Origin of the sequence: Klebsiella sp. WP4-W18-ESBL-05 (assembly GCF_014169075.1) — a bacterium.
GTDB lineage: Bacteria > Pseudomonadota > Gammaproteobacteria > Enterobacterales > Enterobacteriaceae > Kluyvera > Kluyvera ascorbata_B.
Map to the genome: position 1 here is coordinate 4,486,918 of NZ_AP022057.1, position 24,457 is coordinate 4,511,374.

22 protein-coding genes and 3 tRNA genes are annotated in these 24,457 nt (G+C 56.6%); 3 read left to right on the forward strand and 22 right to left on the reverse strand.

The genetic code is table 11. The annotated features are described in order from the left end of the window. Positions 1–18: 18 nt before the first annotated feature. From H7R58_RS21470 to nnr, 18 genes are all read right to left on the reverse strand, one after another. On the reverse strand, positions 19–795 hold the full coding sequence (locus H7R58_RS21470; RefSeq protein ID WP_106927469.1) for an ABC transporter ATP-binding protein: 777 nt from the start codon (positions 793–795) through the stop codon (positions 19–21). Then, the gene (locus H7R58_RS21475; RefSeq protein ID WP_182929597.1) at positions 795–1,565 is read right to left on the reverse strand and encodes an ABC transporter permease; all 771 of its coding nucleotides are present in this window, start codon (positions 1,563–1,565) and stop codon (positions 795–797) included. Before H7R58_RS21475 ends, H7R58_RS21470 begins: the two co-directional genes overlap by 1 nt. After that, positions 1,562–2,569: a taurine ABC transporter substrate-binding protein gene (locus H7R58_RS21480; RefSeq protein ID WP_182929598.1), complete on the reverse strand. Its 1,008-nt coding sequence runs from the start codon at positions 2,567–2,569 to the stop codon at positions 1,562–1,564. The genes H7R58_RS21475 and H7R58_RS21480 overlap by 4 nt, the downstream gene beginning before the upstream one ends. Positions 2,570–2,632: 63 nt before the next feature. Then, positions 2,633–3,343 (reverse strand): cysteate racemase, encoded by a 711-nt coding sequence (locus tag H7R58_RS21485; protein WP_106927463.1) that lies wholly within the window; start codon positions 3,341–3,343, stop codon positions 2,633–2,635. After that, on the reverse strand, positions 3,336–4,340 hold the full coding sequence (locus H7R58_RS21490) for a D-cysteate sulfo-lyase (protein ID WP_182929599.1): 1,005 nt from the start codon (positions 4,338–4,340) through the stop codon (positions 3,336–3,338). Before H7R58_RS21490 ends, H7R58_RS21485 begins: the two co-directional genes overlap by 8 nt. Positions 4,341–4,554: 214 nt before the next feature. After that, positions 4,555–7,026, reverse strand: coding sequence for a ribonuclease R (rnr, locus tag H7R58_RS21495; RefSeq protein ID WP_182929600.1), 2,472 nt, complete (start codon positions 7,024–7,026; stop codon positions 4,555–4,557). Between the two features lie 38 nt (positions 7,027–7,064). Further along, entirely contained in the window at positions 7,065–7,490 is a 426-nt protein-coding gene (gene nsrR, locus H7R58_RS21500) for a nitric oxide-sensing transcriptional repressor NsrR (protein ID WP_064546863.1), read from the reverse strand. A gap of 227 nt (positions 7,491–7,717) precedes the next feature. Next, complete coding sequence (gene purA / locus H7R58_RS21505; protein ID WP_106927457.1) at positions 7,718–9,016, reverse strand: adenylosuccinate synthase; 1,299 nt, start codon at positions 9,014–9,016, stop codon at positions 7,718–7,720. Between the two features lie 102 nt (positions 9,017–9,118). Further along, positions 9,119–9,316: a DUF2065 domain-containing protein gene (locus H7R58_RS21510; protein ID WP_064546860.1), complete on the reverse strand. Its 198-nt coding sequence runs from the start codon at positions 9,314–9,316 to the stop codon at positions 9,119–9,121. 70 nt (positions 9,317–9,386) lie between these two features. Then, positions 9,387–10,391, reverse strand: coding sequence for a protease modulator HflC (gene hflC, locus H7R58_RS21515; protein WP_106927455.1), 1,005 nt, complete (start codon positions 10,389–10,391; stop codon positions 9,387–9,389). 2 nt (positions 10,392–10,393) lie between these two features. Further along, positions 10,394–11,653 carry an FtsH protease activity modulator HflK gene (gene hflK / locus H7R58_RS21520; protein WP_182929601.1) on the reverse strand — a complete coding sequence of 420 codons (1,260 nt, stop codon included), beginning with the start codon at positions 11,651–11,653 and terminating at the stop codon, positions 10,394–10,396. 156 nt (positions 11,654–11,809) lie between these two features. After that, positions 11,810–13,090, reverse strand: coding sequence for a ribosome rescue GTPase HflX (gene hflX / locus H7R58_RS21525; RefSeq protein WP_106927451.1), 1,281 nt, complete (start codon positions 13,088–13,090; stop codon positions 11,810–11,812). Between the two features lie 75 nt (positions 13,091–13,165). After that, on the reverse strand, positions 13,166–13,471 hold the full coding sequence (gene hfq / locus H7R58_RS21530; protein ID WP_052284691.1) for an RNA chaperone Hfq: 306 nt from the start codon (positions 13,469–13,471) through the stop codon (positions 13,166–13,168). A gap of 149 nt (positions 13,472–13,620) precedes the next feature. Then, complete coding sequence (gene miaA / locus H7R58_RS21535; RefSeq protein ID WP_106927449.1) at positions 13,621–14,571, reverse strand: tRNA (adenosine(37)-N6)-dimethylallyltransferase MiaA; 951 nt, start codon at positions 14,569–14,571, stop codon at positions 13,621–13,623. Next, positions 14,564–16,411, reverse strand: a complete 1,848-nt coding sequence (gene mutL, locus H7R58_RS21540; RefSeq protein WP_182929602.1) for a DNA mismatch repair endonuclease MutL — start codon at positions 16,409–16,411, stop codon at positions 14,564–14,566. Before mutL ends, miaA begins: the two co-directional genes overlap by 8 nt. A gap of 9 nt (positions 16,412–16,420) precedes the next feature. Then, on the reverse strand, positions 16,421–17,776 hold the full coding sequence (gene amiB / locus H7R58_RS21545; RefSeq protein WP_106927445.1) for an N-acetylmuramoyl-L-alanine amidase AmiB: 1,356 nt from the start codon (positions 17,774–17,776) through the stop codon (positions 16,421–16,423). Positions 17,777–17,792: 16 nt separating this feature from the next. Continuing rightward, a complete protein-coding gene (gene tsaE / locus H7R58_RS21550; RefSeq protein ID WP_106927443.1) occupies positions 17,793–18,254 on the reverse strand; it encodes a tRNA (adenosine(37)-N6)-threonylcarbamoyltransferase complex ATPase subunit type 1 TsaE in 462 nt (153 codons plus the stop codon). Then, positions 18,247–19,758 carry a bifunctional ADP-dependent NAD(P)H-hydrate dehydratase/NAD(P)H-hydrate epimerase gene (gene nnr / locus H7R58_RS21555; RefSeq protein WP_182929603.1) on the reverse strand — a complete coding sequence of 504 codons (1,512 nt, stop codon included), beginning with the start codon at positions 19,756–19,758 and terminating at the stop codon, positions 18,247–18,249. Before nnr ends, tsaE begins: the two co-directional genes overlap by 8 nt. Positions 19,759–19,771: 13 nt before the next feature. On the opposite strand from nnr, the gene queG reads away from it, so the two are divergent. After that, positions 19,772–20,911: a tRNA epoxyqueuosine(34) reductase QueG gene (queG, locus tag H7R58_RS21560; protein WP_182929604.1), complete on the forward strand. Its 1,140-nt coding sequence runs from the start codon at positions 19,772–19,774 to the stop codon at positions 20,909–20,911. Positions 20,912–21,179: 268 nt separating this feature from the next. Here queG and H7R58_RS21565 read toward each other — a convergent pair. The 4 genes from H7R58_RS21565 to orn form a co-directional block, all read right to left on the reverse strand. After that, positions 21,180–21,255, reverse strand: a tRNA-Gly gene (locus H7R58_RS21565). 27 nt (positions 21,256–21,282) lie between these two features. Further along, positions 21,283–21,358: transfer RNA gene (locus H7R58_RS21570), tRNA-Gly, on the reverse strand. A 34-nt stretch (positions 21,359–21,392) separates the two neighbouring features. Next, a tRNA-Gly gene (locus tag H7R58_RS21575) sits at positions 21,393–21,468 on the reverse strand. A gap of 180 nt (positions 21,469–21,648) precedes the next feature. Beyond that, positions 21,649–22,194: an oligoribonuclease gene (gene orn / locus H7R58_RS21580; protein ID WP_106927437.1), complete on the reverse strand. Its 546-nt coding sequence runs from the start codon at positions 22,192–22,194 to the stop codon at positions 21,649–21,651. Between the two features lie 107 nt (positions 22,195–22,301). On the opposite strand from orn, the gene rsgA reads away from it, so the two are divergent. Further along, positions 22,302–23,357 carry a small ribosomal subunit biogenesis GTPase RsgA gene (gene rsgA, locus H7R58_RS21585; RefSeq protein WP_181358009.1) on the forward strand — a complete coding sequence of 352 codons (1,056 nt, stop codon included), beginning with the start codon at positions 22,302–22,304 and terminating at the stop codon, positions 23,355–23,357. Between the two features lie 119 nt (positions 23,358–23,476). Then, on the forward strand, positions 23,477–24,445 hold the full coding sequence (asd, locus tag H7R58_RS21590) for an archaetidylserine decarboxylase (RefSeq protein WP_106927434.1): 969 nt from the start codon (positions 23,477–23,479) through the stop codon (positions 24,443–24,445). Positions 24,446–24,457 lie beyond the last annotated feature (12 nt).

Genomic DNA, 24,457 nt, shown 5'->3' on the forward strand with positions numbered 1-24,457 from the left:
TCCGCCCCCCACGGGCAATTAACCCAAATGACGCTTCGCCTCCTGCCTCACCCGATGCAGAACCCGATGTTTAATATCGCTGTACTGCGGGTGTTCCGCCAGCGTTTCAATGTCCCGTTCACGCCCAAATGGCAGCACGATCTCTTCGACGATCCTGCCCGGTTTTGCCGACATGATAAGAATGCGATCGGCCAGGAACAGCGCCTCTTCCACGTCGTGCGTCACAAAGAGCAACGTAGTGCCGGTAGAGAGCCAGGCTTCGCGCAGCAGCTCCTGCATCATCAAACGCGTCTGCGCGTCCAGCGCGCCAAAAGGCTCATCCAGCAGCAGCACTTCCGGGCCCGGTAGCCAGGCTCGCGCCAGGGCGACGCGCTGCTTCATGCCTCCGGAAAGCTGCCAGGGCGCGTGATGCTCAAAGCCTTTTAAGCCTACCCGTTCAAGCCACGTTTGCGCCTCGGCGTTGGTTTCCTCTTTGAGGTGTTTACCCAGTCGTGGACCAAAGGTGACGTTCTCCAGCACCGATAGCCACGGAAACAGATTCGGCTGCTGGAAAATCATCCCGCGATCGGGGCCGGGCTGGCGCACCGTTTTCCCGCCGGCCGCCACGCGCCCGCGATCCGGTTTATTAAATCCCGCGACCAGGTTGAGAATGGTCGATTTTCCGCAGCCAGATGGCCCCAGCAGCACCACAAACTCCCCCTGATTGAGGGAAAGATTAATATCTTCCAGCACCGTAAACGGCTGCGGCTTTGCCGCAAAGGTCAGTGAAACGTTTTCCAGCGTAATCGCGCTCATTATTCTTTCCCCGCCCAGGGTACAAAGAGACGCTGCAGCCCGAGAAGCAGCAGATCCAGGAGATAACCAATGCCGCCCAGCAGCAGAATACCCAGCATCACAATATCGGTTCGCAGATAGGCGCTGGCGTTGATCACCATCCAGCCCAGACCGGAGCTGGCGGCCACCATTTCAGCCGCGATAAGCGATGTCCAGCCGATACCAATAGAGAGCCTGACGGTGGTAAAGAGGTCCGGTAACGCGTCCGGCATCACCACGCGCAGGAAAATTTGCTGACGAGATGCGCCCAGCGTTTGGGCCACGCGAATGCGCGCACGCCCGATTCTCTCTACCGCGGCCGCAGCGCCCACGACGACGCTCAAAAACGTGGCGATAAAAATCAGGAAAAATTTCGACGACTCACCGATCCCCAGCCAGACGACCGCCAGCGGGATAAGGGCTATCTTCGGCAGCGGGCGCAGGAACTGAACGAACGGATTCAGTACGGCCGAGAGCCCTTCTGACAGCCCCATCAGCAGCCCGAGCGGAATACCAATAATAATAGCTGCCGCAAAAGCGCTCAGCGCGCGCGCTAAACTCACGGCGACATGCTCCCACAGCGGCACCTGGCGGTAGCCATCCGCCAGTAGCTCTTCCGTGGTCAACCCAATATCAGTGAGCGAAGGCAACAGCAGTGGGTCAACCCACTGCCGCATGGCCGCCACCTGCCAAAGGGTAAAAAAGACCGCCACCGATAGCACGCTGATGGCGATGTGCTGACTTAATCTCATTGCGCCGCCACCGCTGCATCGCGAATGTAGCGGGAGTTAATGGCGCTATCCCAGTTTGCCGGAATATCGCGCTGGCGCAGTTCACCAATACCCGCGAGGAAGTGTGATGTTTTGGTCAACGCTTTACCGATGCCGCTGTTGGTGGTTTGAGTACCATTACCCAGCCAGTCGGCGGTGCCCTGCTGCACCAGCGTCGGGTATTCCAGGCCGCCCAGCGTGTTCGCTGCGGTGGTTACCGGTGCCCCCACCTCTTTTGCCACAATAGCCGCCGCGCGCTCCGGATCTTTTTTGAATTCATCAACCTTCTGCTGATGCACTCGCAGGAACGCGCTTACCGCCTGCGGATACTGTTCGGCAAAGGCTTTGCGCACGACGTAGTTGTTGTAAATCAGATAGCCATCTTTCTGCAGGTCTTTGGTGGCAAACACCTGATGGCCGCCGGACGTTTCCAGCTCCTGAGCAAACGGCGCCCAGACGTAGCCCGCATCAATATCACCGCGTTTCCATGCCGCGACCATTTCCGCCGGGCGCAGCGGCAGTAGCGTAATTTTGCTGCGGTCTAATTTGTTCACGCTGATAGCGGCTTCCAGCGCATATTGCGCCGTGGAATTTGGCGGATAAGCCACGCGTTTACCTTCAATATCCTTGATACTTGTGATGCCTTCTTTACCAATCAGCCGTTCATAGCTGGCAATCACGCCGGACACGCCAATAATCTCCACCGGCAATTTACGTACGATACCGGCGGTTGCCGGGCTCGAACCAAAATTAGCAATATCAATAGCATTACTGGCGAAATAATTTAATGCATCGGCGCCTGAGGCAAATTGCACCCATTTCACTTTGCTGTTTAACGCTTTATCTAAAGAGCCGTCGGCTTTTGCCAGCATTAATACCTGGGAACCACCGCTATAGGCAACGCGGACTTCCGCCGGATTATCCGCAAAGCTGAAATTGGCCCATAGCCCACCCGCAGCGATTAATAAGCTGAGTGCTTTTTTCATTTTATTTATCCTTTTAAGAATTTATTAACCCGATGCCGGGTCGGAAAGTCAGTTACGAAAATCTTATTGATAGGCCTGCCATAAAGACGAACATCGCTCCGCCAGCGCTTGCGACGGGTCGTAGGTCAAATGAAGAAACGGTGCGCGCACAGCCTCCAGCGCTACCGGCACTTCGGTACACGCCAGCACCAGCTTCTGCGCGCCGCGCGCAAACAGCGCGCTTGCCTGATGCCCCAGCAGCTTGCCACCTTCGCGCAGCGCACCGCGCTTGACGGCGTAGCAGCCGGGGACAAACCATTCCCGCAGCTCATCCGCCGTCGGTAGCAGCGATTCAATATCATGAGCGGCCAGCTTTTGCTGATACCAGCCTGCGTTAAGCGTCCCTTCCGTAGCGATAATCCCTACCCGCTGCGGGCGAGTCACCTGCTTAGCCAGTGCATCCAGCGTCGCATCCACGATATGCACAATGGGCGCATCGCTGGCCTCCGCAAGCGCGTCATACCAGTGGTGAGCGGTATTGCAGGGAATAGCAATATGGCTCGCCCCCGCCTCGTTGAGTTTTTTAATCCCGTAAATCAGCTGCGGTAAAGGCGATGGCCCCATTCCCGCCAGCGCCTTCTGCCGGTCGGCAATTTGTGGCACGTTCCACACCACCGACGGCAGCTGCTGTTGATCGCTCTGTGCCGGAGTCGCCTCCAGCAAGCGGCGCTGAAAATCGAGCGTCGCAAGCGGCCCCATACCACCGAGTATGCCCAGCAGAAACGTCTCAGACATGTTCCAGCACCTGGCGATAGCCAAACAGCCCCGCCGAACCACCGGTGTGAATAAACACGACGTTTTCATCCTTGCGGAAATGTCCCTGACGAATAAGGTCAATCAGCCCCGCCATGCCTTTTGCGGAATAAACCGGGTCAAGAAGAATGCCTTCGTGGCGCGCCAGTAGCGTCAACGCCTCCAGCGTACCGGCCGTCGGCAGGCCGTAGCCATCACCGACATAGCCGCTGTTCGCCACGACCGCATCTCGCGGCAGCTCGCCGGAGACGCCCAGCAGCGCCAGCGTTTTTGATGCCAGGTTCCAGACGTTATCTTCCTGCTTAACCTTCGGCGCCCGGACGCTAATGCCCAGCACGGGAACCCGGCTGTTGGTTGCGGTAAAGCCCGCGACCAGACCCGCCTGTGTGCCGGTGCTGCCGGTCGCATGTACAACGTGGTCAATACGCAGACGGTGTTGCGAAGACTGATACAGCAGCTCTTCGGCGCAGGCAACGTAACCTAACGCACCAATCGGGTTAGAGCCGCCGCCAGGAATCACATAGGGACGATGCCCCTGTTCACGAAGCGTATCGGCATAGGTTTCCATCGCCTGCTGCATGTCGGTGCCGCCGGGCAGATGGGCAACAATTTCGCCACCGAGCAGCGTATCGAGCAGGACGTTGCCATTATGCTGATAATCATCGCCAAAATCAGAAACGCGCTTTTCCAGCAGCGCTTTGGCTTTCAGCCCCAGACGCGCCGCGCCGGCTATCGTCTGACGCACGTGGTTTGACTGCGTCGCCCCCTGGGTGATGATCACATCGGCATTTTTCTCTAGCGCATCAGCCAGTAAAAACTCCAGCTTACGGGTTTTATTTCCTCCACTCGCCAGCCCCGTTGCGTCATCACGTTTGATCCATATTTGGGGGCCGCCCAGTAGCTTGCTTAAATTATTTAATGGCTCCAGCGGCGTCGGGAAATGACCAAGAGAAACTCTCGGAAAGCGGGCCAAATGCATATATGCTCCTTGCTCAAGAAGAGGGCAATCTGAATCGTGGGATTCACTATACACATCTGCGGAATATGGCTAATCAAATAGAACAAATAAGGATTTCCCAAAAATAACTAAGCAGGGAACAAGGGGATAAAACGAGAATATCTATGCGGTTACGGAATGTCTTACGTCAAAAAAGAATAACCCCTTCCAGTTGGAAGGGGTTATTCGCAGTGTATTACTTGTCGGCGTTTTTCTTCGCGGCCCGCTTCGCTTTGGTTGCGGCGGCGATTTTCTGCGTTTTAGCGGAAGGCTTTTTGGCCTTCTTCGCACCGCCTTTCTCACCGCCCTTCTCGCCAGAAGCCGGTTTGGCCTTCGCCTTACCTTTCTTCTCGCCGCGGAAGGCGCTGTCTGGCTCGAAGTTTACGCGCTTGCCAACCTGACGACGTTTGCCGCCGCCCGGTTTGCCGTTCGCTTCTTTCTTCGATTTTTCGCGCTCGGTTTTACCGACGTTGCGCGGGCCGCGCTCGCTGGAGATCAGCGAGAAGTCGATCTTACGCTCGTCCATATTCACCGCTTCCACGCGGACTTCTACGCGGTCGCCCAGGCGATAAGTCTGGCCACCGGATTCGCCAATCAGACGCTGGCCAACCTGGTCAAAGCGATAGTAGTCGTTATCCAGCGAGGAAACGTGCACCAGGCCGTCAATAAACAGTTCGTCCAGACGCACGAAGAAGCCAAAACCGGTCACGCTGGCAATCACGCCTTTAAAGACGTTGCCCACCTGATCCTGCATAAAGTCGCATTTCAGCCAGTCGGAAACGTCACGCGTCGCTTCATCGGCGCGGCGTTCGGTCATTGAACAGTGCTGGCCCAGCTGCAGCATCTCTTCCATGGAATAATGGTAGCCGCCGGTTTCCGTGCTGTTACCCTTGTGCCCCTGCTCTTTCGCCAGCAGATACTTGATGGCGCGGTGCAGCGACAGGTCAGGATAGCGGCGAATCGGCGAGGTGAAGTGCGCATAGGACTGCAGCGCCAGACCAAAGTGACCGCGGTTTTCCGGATCGTAGATAGCCTGCTTCATCGAACGCAGCAGCATGGTTTGCAGCATTTCCGCGTCCGGCCTATCGGCAACGGATTCCAGCAGCTCGGCGTAATCGCGCGGCTCCGGCTTATTGCCGCCCGGCAGTTCCAGCCCCAGTTCAGACAGAACGGAACGGAAAGCGGTGATCGCTTCGGTGGTTGGCTTATCGTGAATACGGAACAGCGCCGGCTCTTTGGCTTTCTCAACGAAACGGGCCGCCGAGATATTGGCCAGAATCATGCACTCTTCAATCAGCTTGTGCGCATCGTTACGCTGGGTCTGTTCAATACGTTCAATCCGCCGATCGGCGTTGAAGATAAATTTCGCTTCTTCGCTTTCAAACGAGATCCCGCCGCGCTCGGCGCGCGCCTGATCCAGGACTTTGTAAAGGTTGTGCAGCTCTTCGATAGGTTTGACCAGCGGTGCGTACTGTTCACGCAGCTCCTGGTCGCCCTGTAGCATGTGCCAGACTTTGGTGTAGGTCAGACGCGCATGCGAGCTCATAACCGCTTCATAGAATTTAAAGCCGGTTAAACGCCCTTTGGTTGAGACGGTCATTTCACAGACCATACACAGACGATCAACCTGCGGGTTCAGCGAGCACAGGCCGTTAGAGAGCACTTCCGGCAGCATCGGGACTACCTGCGTTGGGAAGTATACCGACGTCCCGCGGCTACGGGCTTCGTTATCCAGCGGCGTCGGCGGACGAACGTAGTAGCTGACGTCGGCAATGGCCACCCACAGGCGCCAGCCGCCGCCGCGTTTTTTCTCGCAGTAGACCGCATCATCAAAGTCGCGGGCGTCTTCGCCGTCGATGGTGACCAGCGGTAAATCACGCAGGTCAACGCGGCCGATTTTCGCCTCTTCCGGCACCTGCTCTTTCAATCCGGCAACCTGTGCTTCTACCGCTGGCGGCCAGACATGAGGAATTTCATGGGTGCGCAGCGCCATTTCAACGGCCACGCCGGTGCCCATGTTATCGCCGAGAACTTCGACGATTTTACCGATCGCTTTGGTGCGGCGGGTTGGGCGCTGGGTCAGTTCAACCACCACCACAAAGCCCATGCGCGCGCCCATCAGCGATTCAGGCGGGATGAGGATATCAAAACTCAGACGGCTGTCGTCCGGGACCACAAAGCCCACGCCCGCGTCCATAAAGTAGCGGCCGACAATTTGCGCGTTACGCGGCACCAGCACGCGCACGATGCGCGCTTCACGGCGACCTTTACGGTCTGCGCCCAGCGGCTGCGCCAGCACTTCATCGCCGTGCATGCACATTTTCATCTGCTCGCTCGACAGGTACAGATCGTCCTTACGCCCTTCAACGCGCAGGAAGCCGTAACCATCTCGGTGCCCGATAACCATGCCTTTCAGCAGGTCCAGACGCTCCGGCAGCGCGTAGCACTGGCGGCGAGTGAAGACCAGTTGCCCGTCGCGCTCCATCGCGCGCAGGCGGCGGCGAAGCGCTTCGATTTGCTCTTCGCCTTCAATGTTCAGCTCGACGGCCAGTTCTTCACGATTAGCCGGCTTTTCACGTTTTGTTAAGTGTTCGAGGATAAATTCCCGGCTAGGGATAGGATTAGCGTATTTTTCTGCTTCGCGTTCCTGGAAAGGATCTTGTGACATCTCGGTTCCTCCGTTGTCATCTCTGGTGGAGATATTCGTCATTCCACCAGCAATAATTTGTATAGTGGTTGATTGTGTTCAACCAAATCGGCCAGTGTGTAGTTATCCAGCTCCTTGAGAAAACTTTGCACGGCTTGAGAAAGCGCCTGTTTCAAACGACAGGCCGGCGTAATATGGCAAAATTCGCTGCTGCAGTTCACCAGCGATAGCGGTTCGAGTTCGCGCACCACGTCCCCCACACGAATATCCTTCGCGGGTTTCCCCAGCCGGATACCGCCATTTTTCCCGCGCACGGCCGTTACGTACCCGGCACGGCTCAGCTGGTTGATAATTTTAACCATATGGTTACGCGACACGCCGTAGACCTCGGTCACCTCCGAGATGCTGGTCATATTGCCTTCCGGCAGTGACGCCATGTAAATCAGCGCGCGGAGTCCATAATCGGTAAAACTTGTTAACTGCACATCAACCTCAAGGAAAAGGGGAAAACAGGGTGAGCCTGTTGATATTAATTATATTGATGATAAACCAGCCAGCCTGTGAGCCGCTAATTTATTTCTTTCGAGAAGGGAAAAAGCGAGGGTTTAACGCACGATAAAGCCGGATGGCGACGCTTTGCGTCTTATCAGGCCTACAAAGCGAGTAGGCCTGATAAGCGCAGCGCCACAGGGCGCTGCACCTTGAACCAGAATTACGCGTCGAACGGGTCGCGCAGAATCATGGTTTCAGTACGATCCGGGCCGGTTGAAATAATATCAATCGGTACGCCGGTCAGTTCTTCAATACGCTTGATGTAGTTCAACGCTGCCTGCGGCAGGCCGCTACGCTCTTTCACGCCAAAGGTGGTTTCAGACCAGCCCGGCATGGTTTCATAGATTGGTTCAATACCTTCCCAATCATCCGCCGCCAGCGGGGTCGTCGTCACTTCACGGCCGTCCGGCATGCGGTAAGCCACGCAAATTTTCACTTCTTTCAGGCCGTCCAGAACGTCCAGCTTGGTCAGGCAGAAACCAGACAGGGAGTTGATCTGTACAGCGCGACGCACGGCAACGGAGTCCAGCCAGCCGGTACGACGACGACGGCCGGTAGTCGCGCCATATTCGTTACCCTGCTTGCAGAGGAACTCGCCGGTGTCATCAAACAATTCGGTCGGGAACGGACCGGCGCCCACGCGAGTGGAGTAAGCTTTGATGATACCCAGCACGTAGTCAACATAGCGCGGGCCAAGGCCAGAACCGGTTGCTACGCCACCTGCGGTGGTGTTGGAAGAGGTCACGTACGGATAGGTACCGTGGTCGATATCCAGCAGCGTACCCTGCGCGCCTTCGAACATCACGAAGTCACCGCGTTTACGCGCCTGATCCAGCAGGTCGGAAACGTCAACCACCATGCCGGTCAGGATGTCGGCAACGGCCATCACATCGTCCAGCACCTTCTGGTAGTCAACCGCGTCGACTTTATAGAAGTTCACCAGCTGGAAGTTGTGATACTCCATCACTTCTTTCAGTTTTTCAGCGAAGGTCGCTTTATCGAAGAGATCGCCCACACGCAGACCGCGACGAGCCACTTTATCTTCATAAGCTGGGCCGATACCACGACCGGTAGTACCGATAGCCTTAGAACCACGTGCTTTTTCGCGAGCGTTATCCAGCGCGACGTGATAGTCGAGGATTAACGGGCATGCTTCGGAAAGCAGCAGACGTTCGCGAACCGGGATACCACGGTCTTCCAGGCCTTTCATCTCTTTCATCAGCGCAGCCGGAGACAGCACAACACCGTTACCGATGATGCTGGTAACATTCTCACGGAGAATACCTGATGGAATAAGATGGAGGACGGTTTTTTCACCGTTGATTACGAGAGTATGGCCCGCGTTGTGGCCACCCTGATAGCGAACAACATATTTTGCACGCTCAGTCAGAAGATCGACGATCTTCCCTTTACCTTCGTCACCCCATTGGGTGCCCAGTACGACGACGTTGTTTCCCATTTTTCAAAATCACCGATTGCTTAAAAATGGATTCTACCATCGCTTTTTCAGATATACAGCACTTTTTAACCACAAAATGGCGCTTTAACGCTGTCTTTTTAATCAGCCAATCGTTTTCGTCAACATGTAGTAGATGACAACGCCAGCAACCACAAGACCGCCACCAAATCGACGCAACATCGTATCCGGTAATTGGGTCATCGTAGAAATCATCTTGCGCCAGGCCTTCGGATAAAGCATCGGCCCCAGACCCTCAAGCACTAACACCAGCGCAAGCGCCAGCCAGATCGTCGAATTCATTTTTCATCCTTATAAAAGAAAACCACCGGCTCCCAAAGGAGGCGGTGGTTTTTATCAGGCTACCGCGCGCTTAGCGAGCGGTGGTCCCCGGGTTTTTCATGTAGCGGAAGAAATCGCTATCCGGGCTCAGGACCATCACGTCCTGGTTGCTATCGAAGCTGGCTTCATAAGCGCGCAGGCTACGGATAAAGGCATAGAAGTCCGGATCCTGGCTAAACGCATCGGCGAACAGCTTGGCTGCTTCGGCATCGCCTTCACCACGCAGGATACGACCCTGACGCTCCGCTTCTGCCAGCGTCTTCGTCACTTCATAGTCGGCGGTCGCACGCAGTTTTTCTGCCTCTTCCTGGCCCTGAGAACGGTGACGACGGGCAACGGCTTCACGCTCAGCGCGCATACGGTTGTAAATCGCTTCCGAGACTTCGGTCGGCAGGTTGATCTGCTTGATACGCACATCGACAACTTCAATCCCTAACGCCGCCATACTGTTCGGGTTAATGGTTGGCCCTTTGATGTTTGCCTGCTGCTCTACGCGCTCTGCGGCTTCCGCAATCGCGCTATCGGCTGCCGGCGTAGCCACTTCATCTTCCGCGCCGGAAGAACCGGAGTTCAGGGCATCGCGAACTTCCAGGGTCAGACGACCGCGGGAGTCGGTCACGATGTCTTTCACGTCCAGACGACCAATCTCAGAACGCAGACGGTCAGAGAACTTACGTTTCAGCAGCACTTCGGCCTGGGAGACGTCGCCGCCGCCGGTCGCCAGGAAGTAACGGCTGAAGTCGCTGATGCGCCACTTGATGTAAGAGTCGACGATCAGGTCTTTCTTCTCTTTAGTGACGAAACGATCGGCCTGGTTATCCATGGTCTGGATACGGGCATCAAGCATTTTCACCGACTGAATGAACGGCACCTTGAAGTGCAGGCCTGGCTCATAAATCAACGGTTTCTTATCGCTGTCGCGCACCACGCTGCTGAACTGGAACTTAATTCCGCGCTCGCCTTCTTTAACCACAAAGATAGAGGTATACAGCACTACCAGCACGATGATGATAATCGCAATAACTGACTTACGCATCGTTATTCCCCCTGACGCTGGTAGTCGTTACGCTGCGCGTTAGCGCGGCGTTGGTCCATGATATTGCCCTGACTGGCAGACGAGGTGTTGCTCGCGCTACTGCTGGAAGAGGACGCAGGCGGCAGGCGCAACAGGTTATTGGCACCACTGCTATCGCTCTTTGCTGCCGGCGCATTGCCGCTTTTCAGCATCTGATCCAACGGCAGTACCATCAGGTTGCCATTCTTGTTGTCGCTAACCAGCACTTTGCGGGTATGGCTCAGCACTTTTTCCATGGTCTCGATATACAGACGCTCGCGGGTAATCTGCGGTGCGGCCTTATATTCCGGCAGGATCTTGGCAAAGCGCGCCACTTCACCCTGTGCTTCCAGAACGGTCTGAGTCTTATACGCACGCGCTTCTTCCAGAATACGCTGCGCCTGACCGTTAGCACGCGGCTGAACTTCGTTGGTGTACGCTTCCGCTTCACGGATGTACTGCTGCTCGTTCTCACGTGCGGCAATCGCATCATCGAAGGAAGACTTCACCTCTTCCGGCGGACGAGCGGCCTGGAAGTTGACGTCCAGCAGGGTGATGCCCATGTTGTACGGACGGATGGTCTCTTCCAGCTCGCGCTGGGTATCGCTACGAATAACGGTACGACCTTCGGTCAGAATACGGTCCATGGTGTATTTACCGATGACGCCACGCAGGGCGCTGTCGGTGGCCTGGCGCAGACTGTCGTCGGCGCTGGTCACGCTAAACAGGTAGCGCTGCGGATCGGTCACACGGTACTGCACGTTCATTTCAACGCGCACGACGTTTTCGTCGGAAGTCAGCATCACGCCAGACGCGGCCAGTTCGCGTACGGCTTCTACGTTCACCGGCGTCACTTCGTCGATGAAGGTTGGTTTCCAGTTCAGGCCCGGCTCAACCAGGTGGCTGAACTTACCAAAGCGCGTCACAACGCCACGCTCGGCTTCTTTAATGGTATAGAACCCGCTGGCCGCCCAAATGACGACCACGGCAGCCGCTGCAATACCGACAATGCGCCCGCCCATCGGGCTACGCGGCCCTTGAGACGAACCGCTGCCGGAACCGCCTTTACCGCCCCCAAAACCACCGAGCTTTTTGCTCAGCTTACGGAAGATATCATCCAAATCCGGCGGCCCCTGATCGCGACCGCCTTTATTTCCATTCCCCCCGGAGTTGCCGCCTTGATTATTGCTGCTTCCCCACGGGTCGCGGTCTTGTCCGTTATTACCGGGCTGATTCCACGCCATGTTTATGCTCCATATTTGTTATGCGGTGATATACCTTTTCCCAGTCCAGATCATTTGGCTGATAACCGCGACGCCGTCCTGGTTGTCGCGGTCGCGCGGAGGCGACCTGAACCGCTGGGTGCCCAAAGGGCTAATGTTTTCAGGCAAGCTGCACGGTCAGACGACGTAGTCTGCCAGTGTCGGTTCTTGTTTACAGAGGCGACGCCAGTCGACAATCGGCATACGAACCTGCAAATTGACGCAGCCGTCTTCCTCCATCCACTCTTTTTCGATTGCCTGAAGCTGATAAAAGCGGCTACGCAAACGCCCTTCCTGCGGAGGTAAACGCAGCGTGTGCTGCGCCACTTCGCCGGACAGTCGTTCGGTCAACGCCTGAAAAAGGAGTGGTATCCCTACCCCGGTTTGCGCGGACAGCCACACCCGGATAGGTTTGTTCTCTTCATCACGATCGATACGCGGCTCAAAATCATCCAGCATATCGATTTTATTCATCACCAGCAGGGTTGGAATCTCGTGCGCGTCGATCTCTTCGAGAACGGTATTCACTGCATCGATATTTTCCTGCACGCGCACATCCGCTGCGTCAATCACGTGCAGCAGCAGCGTGGCTTCACGGGTTTCCTGCAATGTGGCTTTAAACGCCGCAACCAGGTCGTGCGGCAGGTGACGAATAAAGCCTACGGTATCGGCCAGCACCGTTTCCCCGACATCCGCTACGTCAATACGTCGTAGCGTTGGGTCGAGGGTCGCAAACAGCTGGTCAGCGGCGTAGACCTCCGCCTGCGTAATATGGTTAAACAGCGTCGATTTCCCGGCGTTGGTGTAGCCCACCAGCGATACCGTTGGCACATCGGCCTTCACGCGGGCGCGGCGCCCCTGCTCGCGCTGTTTCTCCACGCGCTCAATGCGCGAGAGGATTTGCATAATACGGTTACGCAGTAAACGACGGTCAGTTTCGAGCTGGGTTTCACCCGGGCCGCGCAAACCGATACCGCCTTTTTGACGTTCAAGGTGCGTCCAACCGCGCACCAGGCGCGTCGCCAGATGGCGAAGCTGCGCCAGCTCAACCTGCAGCTTACCCTCATGGGTACGCGCACGTTGGGCGAAAATGTCTAAGATCAGACCGGTACGATCGATAACCCGGCATTGACACAGGGCTTCAAGGTTACGCTCCTGGGCTGGGCTTAGTGCATGATCAAACAGCACAACGGAAGCACCTGTCGCTTTAACGGCTTCCGCAATTTCGACAGCCTTACCTTCACCAACAAAATATTTTGGGTGCGGCGCTTTACGGCTACCGGTAATCACCTGCATTGCGTCGACACCAGCGGAAGAGACCAGAGATTCAAACTCCTGGAGGTCTTCCATATCTTTGTCTTGCGTAAAATAGATGTGTACCAGCACCGCCTGCTCACCGGCGTCATAACGGTCAAACAAGCGTTATATCTCCTGAAATACCAGCGGGGAACCCGGATACTCCGGCTCCCCGACATGGATAGACAGCCACCAAACTTATTCGGTTTCTTCGCTGTCTTGCTGTGCAGAACCCTGCGCGTTGCTACCGTGATGGTAGTTGCTACCGGTGCCGCCGCCAGCATTGTTGCTGTGATGGGAAACCGGACGGGACGGAACAACGGTAGAAATTGCGTGCTTATAGACCATCTGACTGACCGTGTTTTTCAACAGGATCACGAACTGATCGAAAGACTCAATTTGCCCTTGCAGCTTAATACCATTCACCAAATAAATAGAAACTGGAACACGTTCCCGACGCAGTGCGTTCAGGAACGGATCTTGTAAAGATTGCCCCTTAGCCATTCTCTCTTTTCCTTATATGCTTATTTGTACTTATACACGTCATCCCTCAAGCCACTTCTGCGTTATCTGCTTTGATTCAGCTCGAACGATGTTGCGTATGAACCTTACGATTCCGAAAATTGCGCACGATACGACTCAATTGTACACATTCAGTCTACACTAGCACCCACTACCTGTAATAGTTGGTTAAACGACTGCTCCGGCTGTTCACTATCTAACCAATGAACCCCTTCCCAACCGCGTAACCACGTCACCTGGCGCTTGGCTAGCTGTCTCGTGGCACAAACTCCTCTATAAACCATTTCATCGTATGAAATCTCGCCTTCGAGGTATGACCACATCTGGCGGTATCCCACGCAACGAATGGAAGGCATATCCGTATGCAAATCTCCACGGGCAAATAGCGCCCGCACTTCTGCTTCAAAACCCGAAGCCAACATCTGATGAAAACGCTGCTCAATGCGCTGATGGAGCAGTTCACGGCTCGCCGGGGCGATGGCGAACTGATGCACCTTGTAGGGCAGAGCGTCTCCTGACGTTTGCGTCAGCTCCGTTAAAGTTTTACCCGAAATGAAAAAAACTTCCAGTGCTCGGGAAAGTCTTTGCGGATCATTCGGATGAATGCGCTCTGCGGCGACGGGGTCAATTTCCCGTAGCTGCTGATGCAGCGCCATCCATCCGTGCTCTGCTGCCTGCTGCTCTATCCTGGCCCGGACGTCCGGGTCTGCCGACGGCAGCGGTGATAAACCTTCAAGCAACGCCTTGAAATACAACATGGTTCCACCGACCAGCAGTGGAATTTTCCCTGCTGCGACGATCTCCGCCATATGCGCCAGCGCATCGCGGCGGAAGTCCGCCGCCGAATAGGCCTGCGCAGGGTCAAGAATATCCAGCAGCCGATGCGGCGCAGCGCGCTGCTCTTCCGCGCTCGGCTTAGCGGTGCCAATGTCCATCCCTCGATAAATGAGGGCGGAATCCACACTAATCAACTCTACGGGCAAAACTTTACGCAGCGCAATGGCCAGCGCCGTCTTGCCCGAAGCGGTTGGCCCCATTAAAAAAATTGCCTTAGGCAGGCTTGCCTCGGTTACGTCACTCATGTCTCAGGGCGTTCATCGCAGAATCTAAATCAACGGGTTGTAACAAACCACCCGGCGGAGCTTTGACCAGCTGCGGGCAAAGACGTTCAACCTCTGCCAGCATCGCGATGGCCTGCGCGGTATTCCACTGCGCGTGGTCGCTTGCCAGATGACGGGCTAACCACTGTGCCACGTCCTCAGCATCAACCTGAGATTTATCCACCAGGTAGCCTATCAGTTCAGGAATCAAGATTTGTAAATTTTGTTGTCGTAAGGGTAAAGGCACCGCGCGAATCGTCACATGCTGCCCTTCAAGCAGGATTTCAATGCCCAACTGACTGAGCATTTCCCGCGTATTTTCAAGGGTTTTACGTTCATTCTCAGCAGTTTTCAGCCGCAGCGGAATCAGCAACGGCTGAGCGCAGATGGTTGCTTCACCCGGCGTTAGCTGAGCCTGACGCAGCCAGCGCTCCGCCACCGGTAATGACAGCAGATTCAGTTTACCGTGACGCTCCAGCAGCGCACAGCAATCGTCAATGATTGCCAGCACGCGGCCAAAGCTCTGAGAATGCCCGGCAAGGTTCTCGGAGGTCGGCTTAACGGGCTCTGGTCGGCTGGCCGGCGTATCAAGCAGTTGGCGATAAAGCGCCCCTTGCTGCTTTTGATAGCCCGGCTGCGCATTCGGCCAGCTTACGCCCGCGCTGCGCCCGCTGCCTCCGGTAGCGGAGGGATAGCGTGGAGCCTCCGGTTCACGCGCCGTCGCGGGCTCGGCAAACTGGTTACGCCCGGCCGCGATGCGGTTTTCCGGCAGCGCGCGCGGGGCGGGCTCATCGTCTTCAGCCAGCGGTAACGGCGCGTCCAACTGCTGTTGCAGCACGCTCAGTACCCCCTGGTAGATAAAATCATGTACCAGCCGCGACTGATGAAAACGGACCTCATGCTTCGCCGGGTGAACGTTGACATCCACCTGGTGCGGATCGATCTCCAGGTACAGCACAAACGCCGGCTGCTGGTCTGCACCGAGCTTGTCTTCGCAGGCCTGACGAATGGCGTGATTAATCAACCGGTCGCGCATCATGCGGCCATTAACGTAGCAATACTGAATCTCCGCCAGCGCCGCGGTGGTATGTTTCGGGTCTGCCACCCAGCCGTGCAGTGCCAGATCGCCGTGCTGCCATTCGATGGCCAGCGCCTGTTCGAGGAACGGCGTACCGCAGATGGCTCCCAGACGACGCTCTTTTGAAGCGCCCTCTGCCACCGCACGATACTGGCGGATCATTTTGCCGTTATGGGTCAGGTTGAAGCTCACATCGAAGCGCGCCAGCGCGATGCGGCGAATGATCTCATCGATATGATTAAATTCGGTTTTTTCGGTGCGCATAAACTTGCGGCGCGCCGGCGTGTTGTAGAACAGATCCAGCACTTCCAGCGTGGTGCCGACCGGATGCGCCGCGGGTTTAACGGTCACATCCTGATCGCGCCCCTCCGCGTAGGCCTGCCAGGCCTCCTGCTGCTGCTCCGTGCGTGAGGTGAGCGTCAGGCGGGATACCGAACTGATACTCGCCAGGGCTTCGCCGCGAAAGCCGAGGCTAATAATGGCTTCCAGATCGTCGAGCGAAGCAATTTTACTGGTGGCATGGCGGGCCAGCGCGAGGGCCAGCTCGTCTTTTTTGATACCGCAGCCGTTATCGCGAATGCGGATAAGCTTGGCCCCACCGCGTTCGATATCCACATCGATGCGGGTGGCGCCCGCATCGAGGCTGTTCTCTACCAGCTCTTTCACTACCGATGCAGGCCGTTCAACCACTTCACCCGCGGCAATCTGGTTCGCAAGCTGCGGCGGTAAAACCTGAATCGGCATGAAAACTCCTTAGTTAACGAGCGTCCTGTCTGATGACGCGGCGCTGGCGGTCTGCGACTGTTCGTCACGCGGGCCGGATTGTATCGGATGCGCCGTAAAATAGTTACGTAAACCGTTATAAATGGCTTCCGCGATCTTCTGCTGATAGTCATCGCTGCCCAGCAACTGCTCTTCGCCGCTATTGCTGATAAAGCCGGTCTCGACCAGAATCGACGGGATATCCGGCGAGCGCAGCACGCCGAGGCTGGCGTGTTCCGGGCGACGTTTATGCAGATTGCCCACCCGCTGCAGCTGGCTGATGACGTTAGTCGCCACATCATACCCTACGCGCTGAGAATGGCCGAACTGCAGATCCAGCACCGCCTGGCTGAGGTACGGGTCCGCCTGACTGTTCGCCAGCACGTCGCCCGCGCCGCCCAGCAGCTCAGACTGTTTCTCATGCTGCTCCAGCCAGCCCGCCATTTCGCTGTTGGCACGACGGTTAGACAGCACCCACACCGAAGCACCGGTGGCATCCCGGTTCGGCGCGGCATCGGCGTGAATCGACACCAGGAAGTGGGCATTTTGCTTACGCGCCACGTCAGAGCGCCCCATTACCGAAATAAAATAGTCGCCGTCGCGGGTCAGTACGCCACGGAACATCGGGTCGTCGTTAAGCAGCGTCCGCAGCTTACGCGCAATCGCGATAGTGACGTTTTTCTCACGGGTCCCGCCCGGACCAATAGCGCCAGGATCCTGACCACCGTGCCCCGCATCAATAGCGATAATGACCTTGTCGCCGGAAACGCTGCGCGCGCGGGCCGCCGGACGCGGCGCGGGGGCGGTACTGCTGGCTATCGCCGGCTGGCGTTCATGACTGGCGCTGCCGCCGCTGCTGCTGTTAAACGGATTACGCGCGGGTTGACTCGGCACCGGCGCGGGCGTGACGATGGGGGCTTCGACACGCTTAGCCACCACCGGTGGCGGCGGCGGTGGCGGAACATCGGCGTTGATGGTAAACACCACGGTATAGTTAGCGCCGTTTTGCTGTTTCACCGCGCGGGTTTTACCATTTTCAGTGAGATCGACCACCAGCCGCAGCGACTGATCGTCTTTCGGTGTGCCTGCGTGGATCGCTTTGACCAGGTTATTGCCGCTGAAGCGCAGCGGCAGCCCCTGAATAACGCCCGTTTGCTTGATGTCGAGCACCACGCTGCGTTTGTCATCCTGGCTAAAATTGTATTCCGGGTCGCCCATAAAGCTAAAGGTGATCCGCGCCTGCGTTTCACTGTTAGCCACCTGAATATCGGACAAACTCGCCGCCATTGCCGGTGCGCCGATCAGCATCAGCGCCGCCATCAACCACCCTTTTGCGCGAAAAATCATCCTGGGATCCCTTAAATTAACCGGCCAACCGCGCCAGAAGAGACTCACCTAATGAGGAGACCGCGGCAATGCGCGCCTCACGCCCTTGCGCCTGGTAATCTAAGTGTATTTCGATATCCGGCTCGGGCAGAACACCTGCGCCCTGTTGCGGCCATTCCACCAGGCAAATGGCATCGTTAGCAAAATAATCGCGGATCCCCATAAATTCGAGCTCCTCAGGATCCGCAAGACGGTAAAGATCGAAGTGATAAACCATCAGGCTATCGAGCTGGTATGGCTCGACCAGCGTGTAGGTCGGGCTTTTGACGTTGCCGCCGTGGCCCAGCGCCTGCAGGAAGCCGCGGCTGAAGGTGGTTTTACCCGCGCCTAAATCGCCGTACAGATAGATGACCGTGGCCCCTGCGCAGGCCTTCGCCACTCGGTTGCCAAGGTCCAGGGTTGCCTGCTCGTCTGGTAAAGGAATTACTCGATTAATCATGGTCTACGTCAATCACATCCGGGTTAACAACACGCCGCAGCGTGGAAAAGAGATCGGTCGCCAGCATTCCGCGGGTACCCTCGCGCGCGGCCAGCCTGTCAGCCGCCGCGCCGTGGGCGATACAGCCCGCGCACGCAGCATCATACGGCGATAAGGCCTGCCCCAGCAATGCGCCGATGATACCCGACAGCACATCGCCCATTCCGCCGCTGGCCATACCGGCGTTACCGGCATCAATGATGCTAAGGGTGCCCTGTTCATCGGCCACCACGGTTCCCGCCCCCTTCAGCACCGCCACGCCACCGTACCGTTGTACCAGACGCTGTGCAGAAAGTAAGCGATCGTTCTCAATTTCTGCCACCGGGCAGTTGAGCAAACGCGCGGCCTCGCCGGGGTGCGGCGTGATCACGCGATTGTGACGTTTATCCGGATTGAATGCCAGCAGGTTCAGCGCATCGGCGTCCCAAAGCATCGGCTTGCGGATGTTTTCCACTTTACGCAGCGCCTGCTTCCCCCATTCAGCCTGACCCAACCCGGGGCCAATGATCACCACATCCGCCCACGCCAGAGCATCCTCCAGCGACTGCGGCGTCAGTTCGTGCACCATCAGTTCCGGCCGCGCGGTAACGATCGGCGCGACGTTTTCCGCACGGGTCAGCACGCGCACTAACCCCGCGCCTGCCCGCAGCGCGGCTTCACCCGCCATACGGATAGCCCCGCCGGTGCCATGGTCGCCGCCAATCACCACCAGGCGACCGTGATCGCCTTTGTGCGAGGTCGGGCGGCGCGGAGGCAGCCACTGTGCCAGCTGTGAGGCATCCAGTCGGTGAATAGCGGTAGGATGTTCTGCCAGCCAGGACTCTAATCCCAGCGCATGGTGATGCAGCGTTCCGACCACATCACGCGCTTTACCGGTCAGTAGCCCCGGCTTCAGGGCAATAAAGGTGACGGTATGCGCCGCGTGGATAACCGCGCCCGGCGTCGTACCGGTCTGGGCGTTAAGTCCAGAGGGAATATCCAGCGCGATAATCGGTGCCGGGTAACGATTCGCCCGCGCGATCGGGCTGGCCATGTCATCGCGCGGCGCATTCTGCAGGCCGGTTCCCAGCAGGCCGTCAATGATCAGATCGCCATCCTGCGGCCACGGCATGTCCGTCGACTGAATGACGCCGTCGGCCTCAAGCCAGGCCGCGCGTGCGGTATACGCCTCTTCCGGCAGCGGCCTGTCGCTTACCTGCGCCAGCAGCGTGACGCGAATACCTGCCGCCTGCGCAAGGCGTGCCACCACATAGCCATCGCCGCCATTATTACCGTGACCGCAGAGAATCAGCCAGTGGCGTGACGCAGGGTATGCCGCACGAGCCACATCGAATGCCGCCTTACCGGCACGCTGCATGAGTTCGTAGAGGGAGATGCCGAGGCTTTGCGCCGCCGTTTTTTCCGCACGACGCAGCGCATCCGCAGGCCAAATGGAGTGTGGTATACTGTGGAGGTTTCTTGTCAATGTATGGTCCGTCATGTCACAGCCCCTCGATCTCAATCAATTAGCGCAACAAATCAAACAATGGGGCACTGAACTGGGCTTTCAGCAGGTCGGCATTACCGATACCGATCTCAGCGCCTCCGAGCCCAAGCTACAGGCATGGCTGGATAAACAATACCACGGCGAGATGGAATGGATGGCACGTCACGGCATGATGCGTGCGCGCCCCCACGAACTGCAGCCCGGAACGCTCCGGGTGATTAGCGTTCGTATGAACTACCTTCCCGCCAATGCGGCCTTTGCCCGCACGCTAAAAAACCCCGAGCAGGGTTACGTCAGCCGTTATGCCCTGGGGCGTGATTATCATAAGCTATTGCGTAACCGCCTTAAAAAGCTCGGCGAAATGATTCAGGAACAGTGCGTCTCGCTGAATTTTAGACCGTTTGTCGACTCTGCGCCTATTCTTGAGCGGCCATTGGCGGAAAAAGCGGGTATTGGCTGGACAGGTAAGCACTCACTTATCCTTAACCGCGACGCAGGATCGTTCTTTTTTCTCGGCGAACTGCTGATTGATATCCCCCTGCCCATCGACCAACCCGTCGCCGAGGAGTGCGGGCGCTGCGTCGCCTGTATGACCATCTGCCCCACCGGTGCCATCGTAGAGCCCTACACCGTCGATGCGCGTCGCTGTATCTCTTACCTGACGATTGAGCTGGAAGGCGCTATTCCCGAAGAATTTCGGCCGCTGCTCGGCAACCGCATCTACGGCTGCGACGACTGTCAGCTGATCTGCCCGTGGAACCGCTTCTCTCAGCTCACCGACGAAGCCGACTTCAGCCCGCGTCAGGCGCTCCACGCCCCAGACCTGATTGAACTGTTTGCCTGGAACGAAGCCCATTTTCTGAAAGTGACGGAAGGGTCCGCCATTCGCCGCATTGGCCACCTGCGCTGGCTGCGAAATATTGCCGTTGCGCTGGGCAATGCACCGTGGAGCGAAGCCGCGCTCAATGCGCTGGAAAGTCGCCGAGGTGAGCACCCACTTCTCGACGAACACATTACGTGGGCGGTTGCGCAGCAGCTTGCCCGGCGAAAAGAGGGGGCCGTAGAGGTCCAGCTACCGAAGAAACAGCGCCTGGTCAGGGTGGTAGAAAAAGGCCTGCCGCGCGATGCCTGATATATTCACAGCCTGTGAGTAAAAATAAAAAGGCATTGCGTTTCAACACGCCAAAGTTCGTCAAGCGATCTTGCTAACATTTTGAAATGATATATCTCTTTATAAATCATAGAGATAAAAAATAATGTAAAAATCTCAAAAAAGTTAGCGTGCGAAGAAACGGACGACAGCCTGTGGATAAGTCTGTTTACAAGAGTATTTCAGGAACGAAAAAAACGACCTCAACGGCGATTGCGTTGTGGAAGTGATTTTGTTTTGGAAGAAAATTTGGAGCGGGAAACGAGACTCGAACTCGCGACCCCGACCTTGGCAAGGTCGTGCTCTACCAACTGAGCTATTCCCGCTTGGGTGTGTCTACTGCTTTCAAATTTTGGAGCGGGAAACGAGACTCGAACTCGCGACCCCGACCTTGGCAAGGTCGTGCTCTACCAACTGAGCTATTCCCGCTTGGGTATGTCGACTACTACTGCTTTCAAATTTTTGGAGCGGGAAACGAGACTCGAACTCGCGACCCCGACCTTGGCAAGGTCGTGCTCTACCAACTGAGCTATTCCCGCAAAATCTGGCAATTTTTGTTGCTGTCGTAATTCGCATTTCTGCTTCGTTACGGGAGGCGCATTATACGAGAATTCTTTTCTCCTGCAACCCCCCCTGAAGCGATTTTTTAAAAATTTCGTTCAACTGCTGGATAAATCGGCAGGTTGATTACTTTAACGCCGATTCATTCTCATTTCACCTTAAAGTTGAATAAAATGCTCGCGATAGTAAGCCAGTTCCGCTACCGACTCGCGGATGTCGTCCATCGCCTGGTGCGTACCCTGTTTTTTAAAGCCCGGCAGAATTTCCGGCTTCCAGCGACGCGCCAACTCTTTCAGGGTGCTGACATCCAGATAGCGATAATGGAAGTAGGATTCCAGTTCCGGCATATATTTAAACAGGAAACGGCGGTCCTGGCCGATGCTATTACCGCAAATGGGTGACTTGCCTGCCGGCACCCACTGCTTGAGAAATTCCAGCGTCGCCAACTCGGCTTCGCGATCGCCCATAGTACTCGCCTTCACGCGCTCTACCAGGCCGCTGCCGGTGTGGGTACGCACGTTCCAGTCATCCATCAGCGCCAGCTGCGCGTCGGATTGGTGAACGGCAATGGTCGGCCCTTCTGCCAGAATATTCAGCTGTGCATCGGTCACCAGCGTGGCGATTTCAATAATGCGATCGCGCTCGGGATCCAGACCCGTCATCTCCAGATCGATCCAAATCAGGTTGTTTTCATCTGCACTCATGCTATTTTCCACCCTTCTTGTCATACCTGCCGCGGTAGGTTAACTAGTATTAATTAGCGTGTATCATAGAGGTTTTGCCCGACATGGGCGACCAGGAGCCAGCACGATTGAGTAAAAATAAACTCTCCAAAGGTCAGCAGCGCCGCGTTAAGGCCAACCACCAGCGCCGCCTCACGACGGCCGCGGAGAAGCCAGATTACGACGATAACCTGTTTGGCGAAGCCGCCGAAGGTATCGTCATCAGCCGCTTTGGTATGCATGCCGACGTGGAGTCCGCCGATGGCGAAACCCACCGCTGCAACATTCGCCGCACCATCCGTTCGCTGGTCACCGGCGACCGCGTCGTCTGGCGTCCGGGTAAAGCCGCCGCAGAAGGCGTCAACGTCAAAGGGATTGTCGAAGCGGTGCACGAGCGCACCTCGGTACTGACCCGCCCGGATTTCTACGACGGCGTGAAGCCGATCGCAGCCAATATCGATCAAATCGTTATTGTCTCGGCTATTTTACCCGAGCTCTCGCTGAACATTATCGACCGCTATCTCGTCGCCTGCGAAACGCTCAACGTTGAGCCGCTGCTGGTGCTGAATAAAATCGACCTGCTGGACGATGAAGGCATGGCGTTCGTCAACGAGCAGATGGATATCTATCGTAAGATTGGCTATACCGTCCTGATGGCGTCCAGCCATACCCAGGATGGCTTAAAGCCGTTGGAAGAAGCCCTGACCAACCGCATCAGCATCTTTGCCGGGCAGTCCGGGGTGGGCAAGTCCAGCCTGCTGAATGCCCTGCTGGGGCTGAACGATGACCGTATTCTGACTAACGACGTTTCCGACGTCTCCGGCCTGGGTCAGCACACAACTACGGCGGCGCGCCTGTATCACTTCCCGCACGGCGGCGACGTGATCGACTCCCCCGGCGTGCGTGAGTTTGGCCTGTGGCACCTCGACCCGGAACAAATCACCAACGGGTTTGTCGAATTCCATGACTACCTTGGTCATTGCAAATATCGCGACTGCAAGCACGACACAGACCCGGGCTGCGCCATCCGTGCGGCCGTAGAGGAAGGAAAGATCGCCGAGACGCGTTTTGAAAATTATCACCGCATTCTGGAAACCATGGCGCAGGTAAAAACGCGTAAAAACTTTTCAGACATAGATAATTGAGAACTATGATTTTGCCGACTGACATTTTCGTCAACACTCGCTAGAATCGGCCGCTTTTCTTGAAAGATCCAACGCCTGGCGTTGGATCAGGATCGACACATAATGGCCTGGAGGCTACCTTGTTAAACTCGTTTAAACTTTCACTGCAATACATTCTGCCTAAACTGTGGCTTACGCGTCTCGCAGGCTGGGGTGCGAGCAAACGAGCGGGATGGCTGACCAAACTGGTTATCGATCTGTTCGTGAAGTTCTACAAGGTGGATATGAAAGAGGCGCAGAAGCCGGATACCGCCAGCTATCGCACCTTTAACGATTTCTTCGTTCGCCCGCTGCGTGAAGATGTCCGCACGATCAACACCGACCCAAGCGTGCTGGTGATGCCGGCCGACGGCGCCATCAGCCAGTTGGGTGCGATTGAAGGCGACAAAATTCTGCAGGCGAAAGGCCACGACTACACGCTGGAAGCGCTGCTGGCCGGTAACTACATCATGGCCGACCTGTTCCGTAACGGCACGTTTGCCACCACCTACCTGTCGCCGCGTGACTACCACCGCGTCCACATGCCGTGCAACGGTATCCTGCGTGAAATGATCTACGTACCGGGCGATCTGTTCTCTGTGAACCACCTGACCGCGCAGAACGTACCGAATCTGTTTGCCCGCAACGAACGCGTTATCTGCCTGTTCGATACCGAATTTGGCCCGATGGCGCAGATTCTGGTCGGCGCGACGATCGTCGGCAGCATCGAAACCGTCTGGTCCGGCACCGTGACCCCGCCGCGTGACGGCATCATCAAGCGCTGGACCTATCCAGCGGGCGATCGGGAAGGCTCCATCGCGCTGCTCAAAGGCCAGGAAATGGGTCGCTTCAAGCTGGGCTCAACGGTGATTAACCTGTTCGCGCCGGGCAAAGTGACGCTGGTTGAACATCTGCAAAACCTCTCCGTCACCCGTCTGGGTGAGCCGCTGGCCGTTTCGACTGAAGCCGTCGCTGAGCCCGCCGCTGAGGTGGTCGCTGAGCCAGTCGTCGAAACGGTGGTTGAGCAGGACGTTGTGCCGCAGGCCGACGATACGCAAGAAAAAAGCTAATTACTGAATAAG

Coding starts and splice junctions, on each gene's coding strand:
- H7R58_RS21480 (WP_182929598.1), bottom strand. CDS start 2,569: ATGAAAAAAGCACTCAGCTTATTAATCGCTGCGGGTGGGCTATGGGCC.
- hflC (WP_106927455.1), bottom strand. CDS start 10,391: ATGCGTAAGTCAGTTATTGCGATTATCATCATCGTGCTGGTAGTGCTG.
- H7R58_RS21470 (WP_106927469.1), bottom strand. CDS start 795: ATGAGCGCGATTACGCTGGAAAACGTTTCACTGACCTTTGCGGCAAAG.
- tsaE (WP_106927443.1), bottom strand. CDS start 18,254: ATGATTAATCGAGTAATTCCTTTACCAGACGAGCAGGCAACCCTGGAC.
- amiB (WP_106927445.1), bottom strand. CDS start 17,776: ATGATTTTTCGCGCAAAAGGGTGGTTGATGGCGGCGCTGATGCTGATC.
- rnr (WP_182929600.1), bottom strand. CDS start 7,026: ATGTCACAAGATCCTTTCCAGGAACGCGAAGCAGAAAAATACGCTAAT.
- H7R58_RS21485 (WP_106927463.1), bottom strand. CDS start 3,343: ATGTCTGAGACGTTTCTGCTGGGCATACTCGGTGGTATGGGGCCGCTT.
- H7R58_RS21490 (WP_182929599.1), bottom strand. CDS start 4,340: ATGCATTTGGCCCGCTTTCCGAGAGTTTCTCTTGGTCATTTCCCGACG.
- hfq (WP_052284691.1), bottom strand. CDS start 13,471: ATGGCTAAGGGGCAATCTTTACAAGATCCGTTCCTGAACGCACTGCGT.
- hflK (WP_182929601.1), bottom strand. CDS start 11,653: ATGGCGTGGAATCAGCCCGGTAATAACGGACAAGACCGCGACCCGTGG.
- purA (WP_106927457.1), bottom strand. CDS start 9,016: ATGGGAAACAACGTCGTCGTACTGGGCACCCAATGGGGTGACGAAGGT.
- H7R58_RS21510 (WP_064546860.1), bottom strand. CDS start 9,316: ATGAATTCGACGATCTGGCTGGCGCTTGCGCTGGTGTTAGTGCTTGAG.
- miaA (WP_106927449.1), bottom strand. CDS start 14,571: ATGAGTGACGTAACCGAGGCAAGCCTGCCTAAGGCAATTTTTTTAATG.
- orn (WP_106927437.1), bottom strand. CDS start 22,194: ATGAGTGCAGATGAAAACAACCTGATTTGGATCGATCTGGAGATGACG.
- queG (WP_182929604.1), top strand. CDS start 19,772: ATGTCACAGCCCCTCGATCTCAATCAATTAGCGCAACAAATCAAACAA.
- H7R58_RS21475 (WP_182929597.1), bottom strand. CDS start 1,565: ATGAGATTAAGTCAGCACATCGCCATCAGCGTGCTATCGGTGGCGGTC.
- mutL (WP_182929602.1), bottom strand. CDS start 16,411: ATGCCGATTCAGGTTTTACCGCCGCAGCTTGCGAACCAGATTGCCGCG.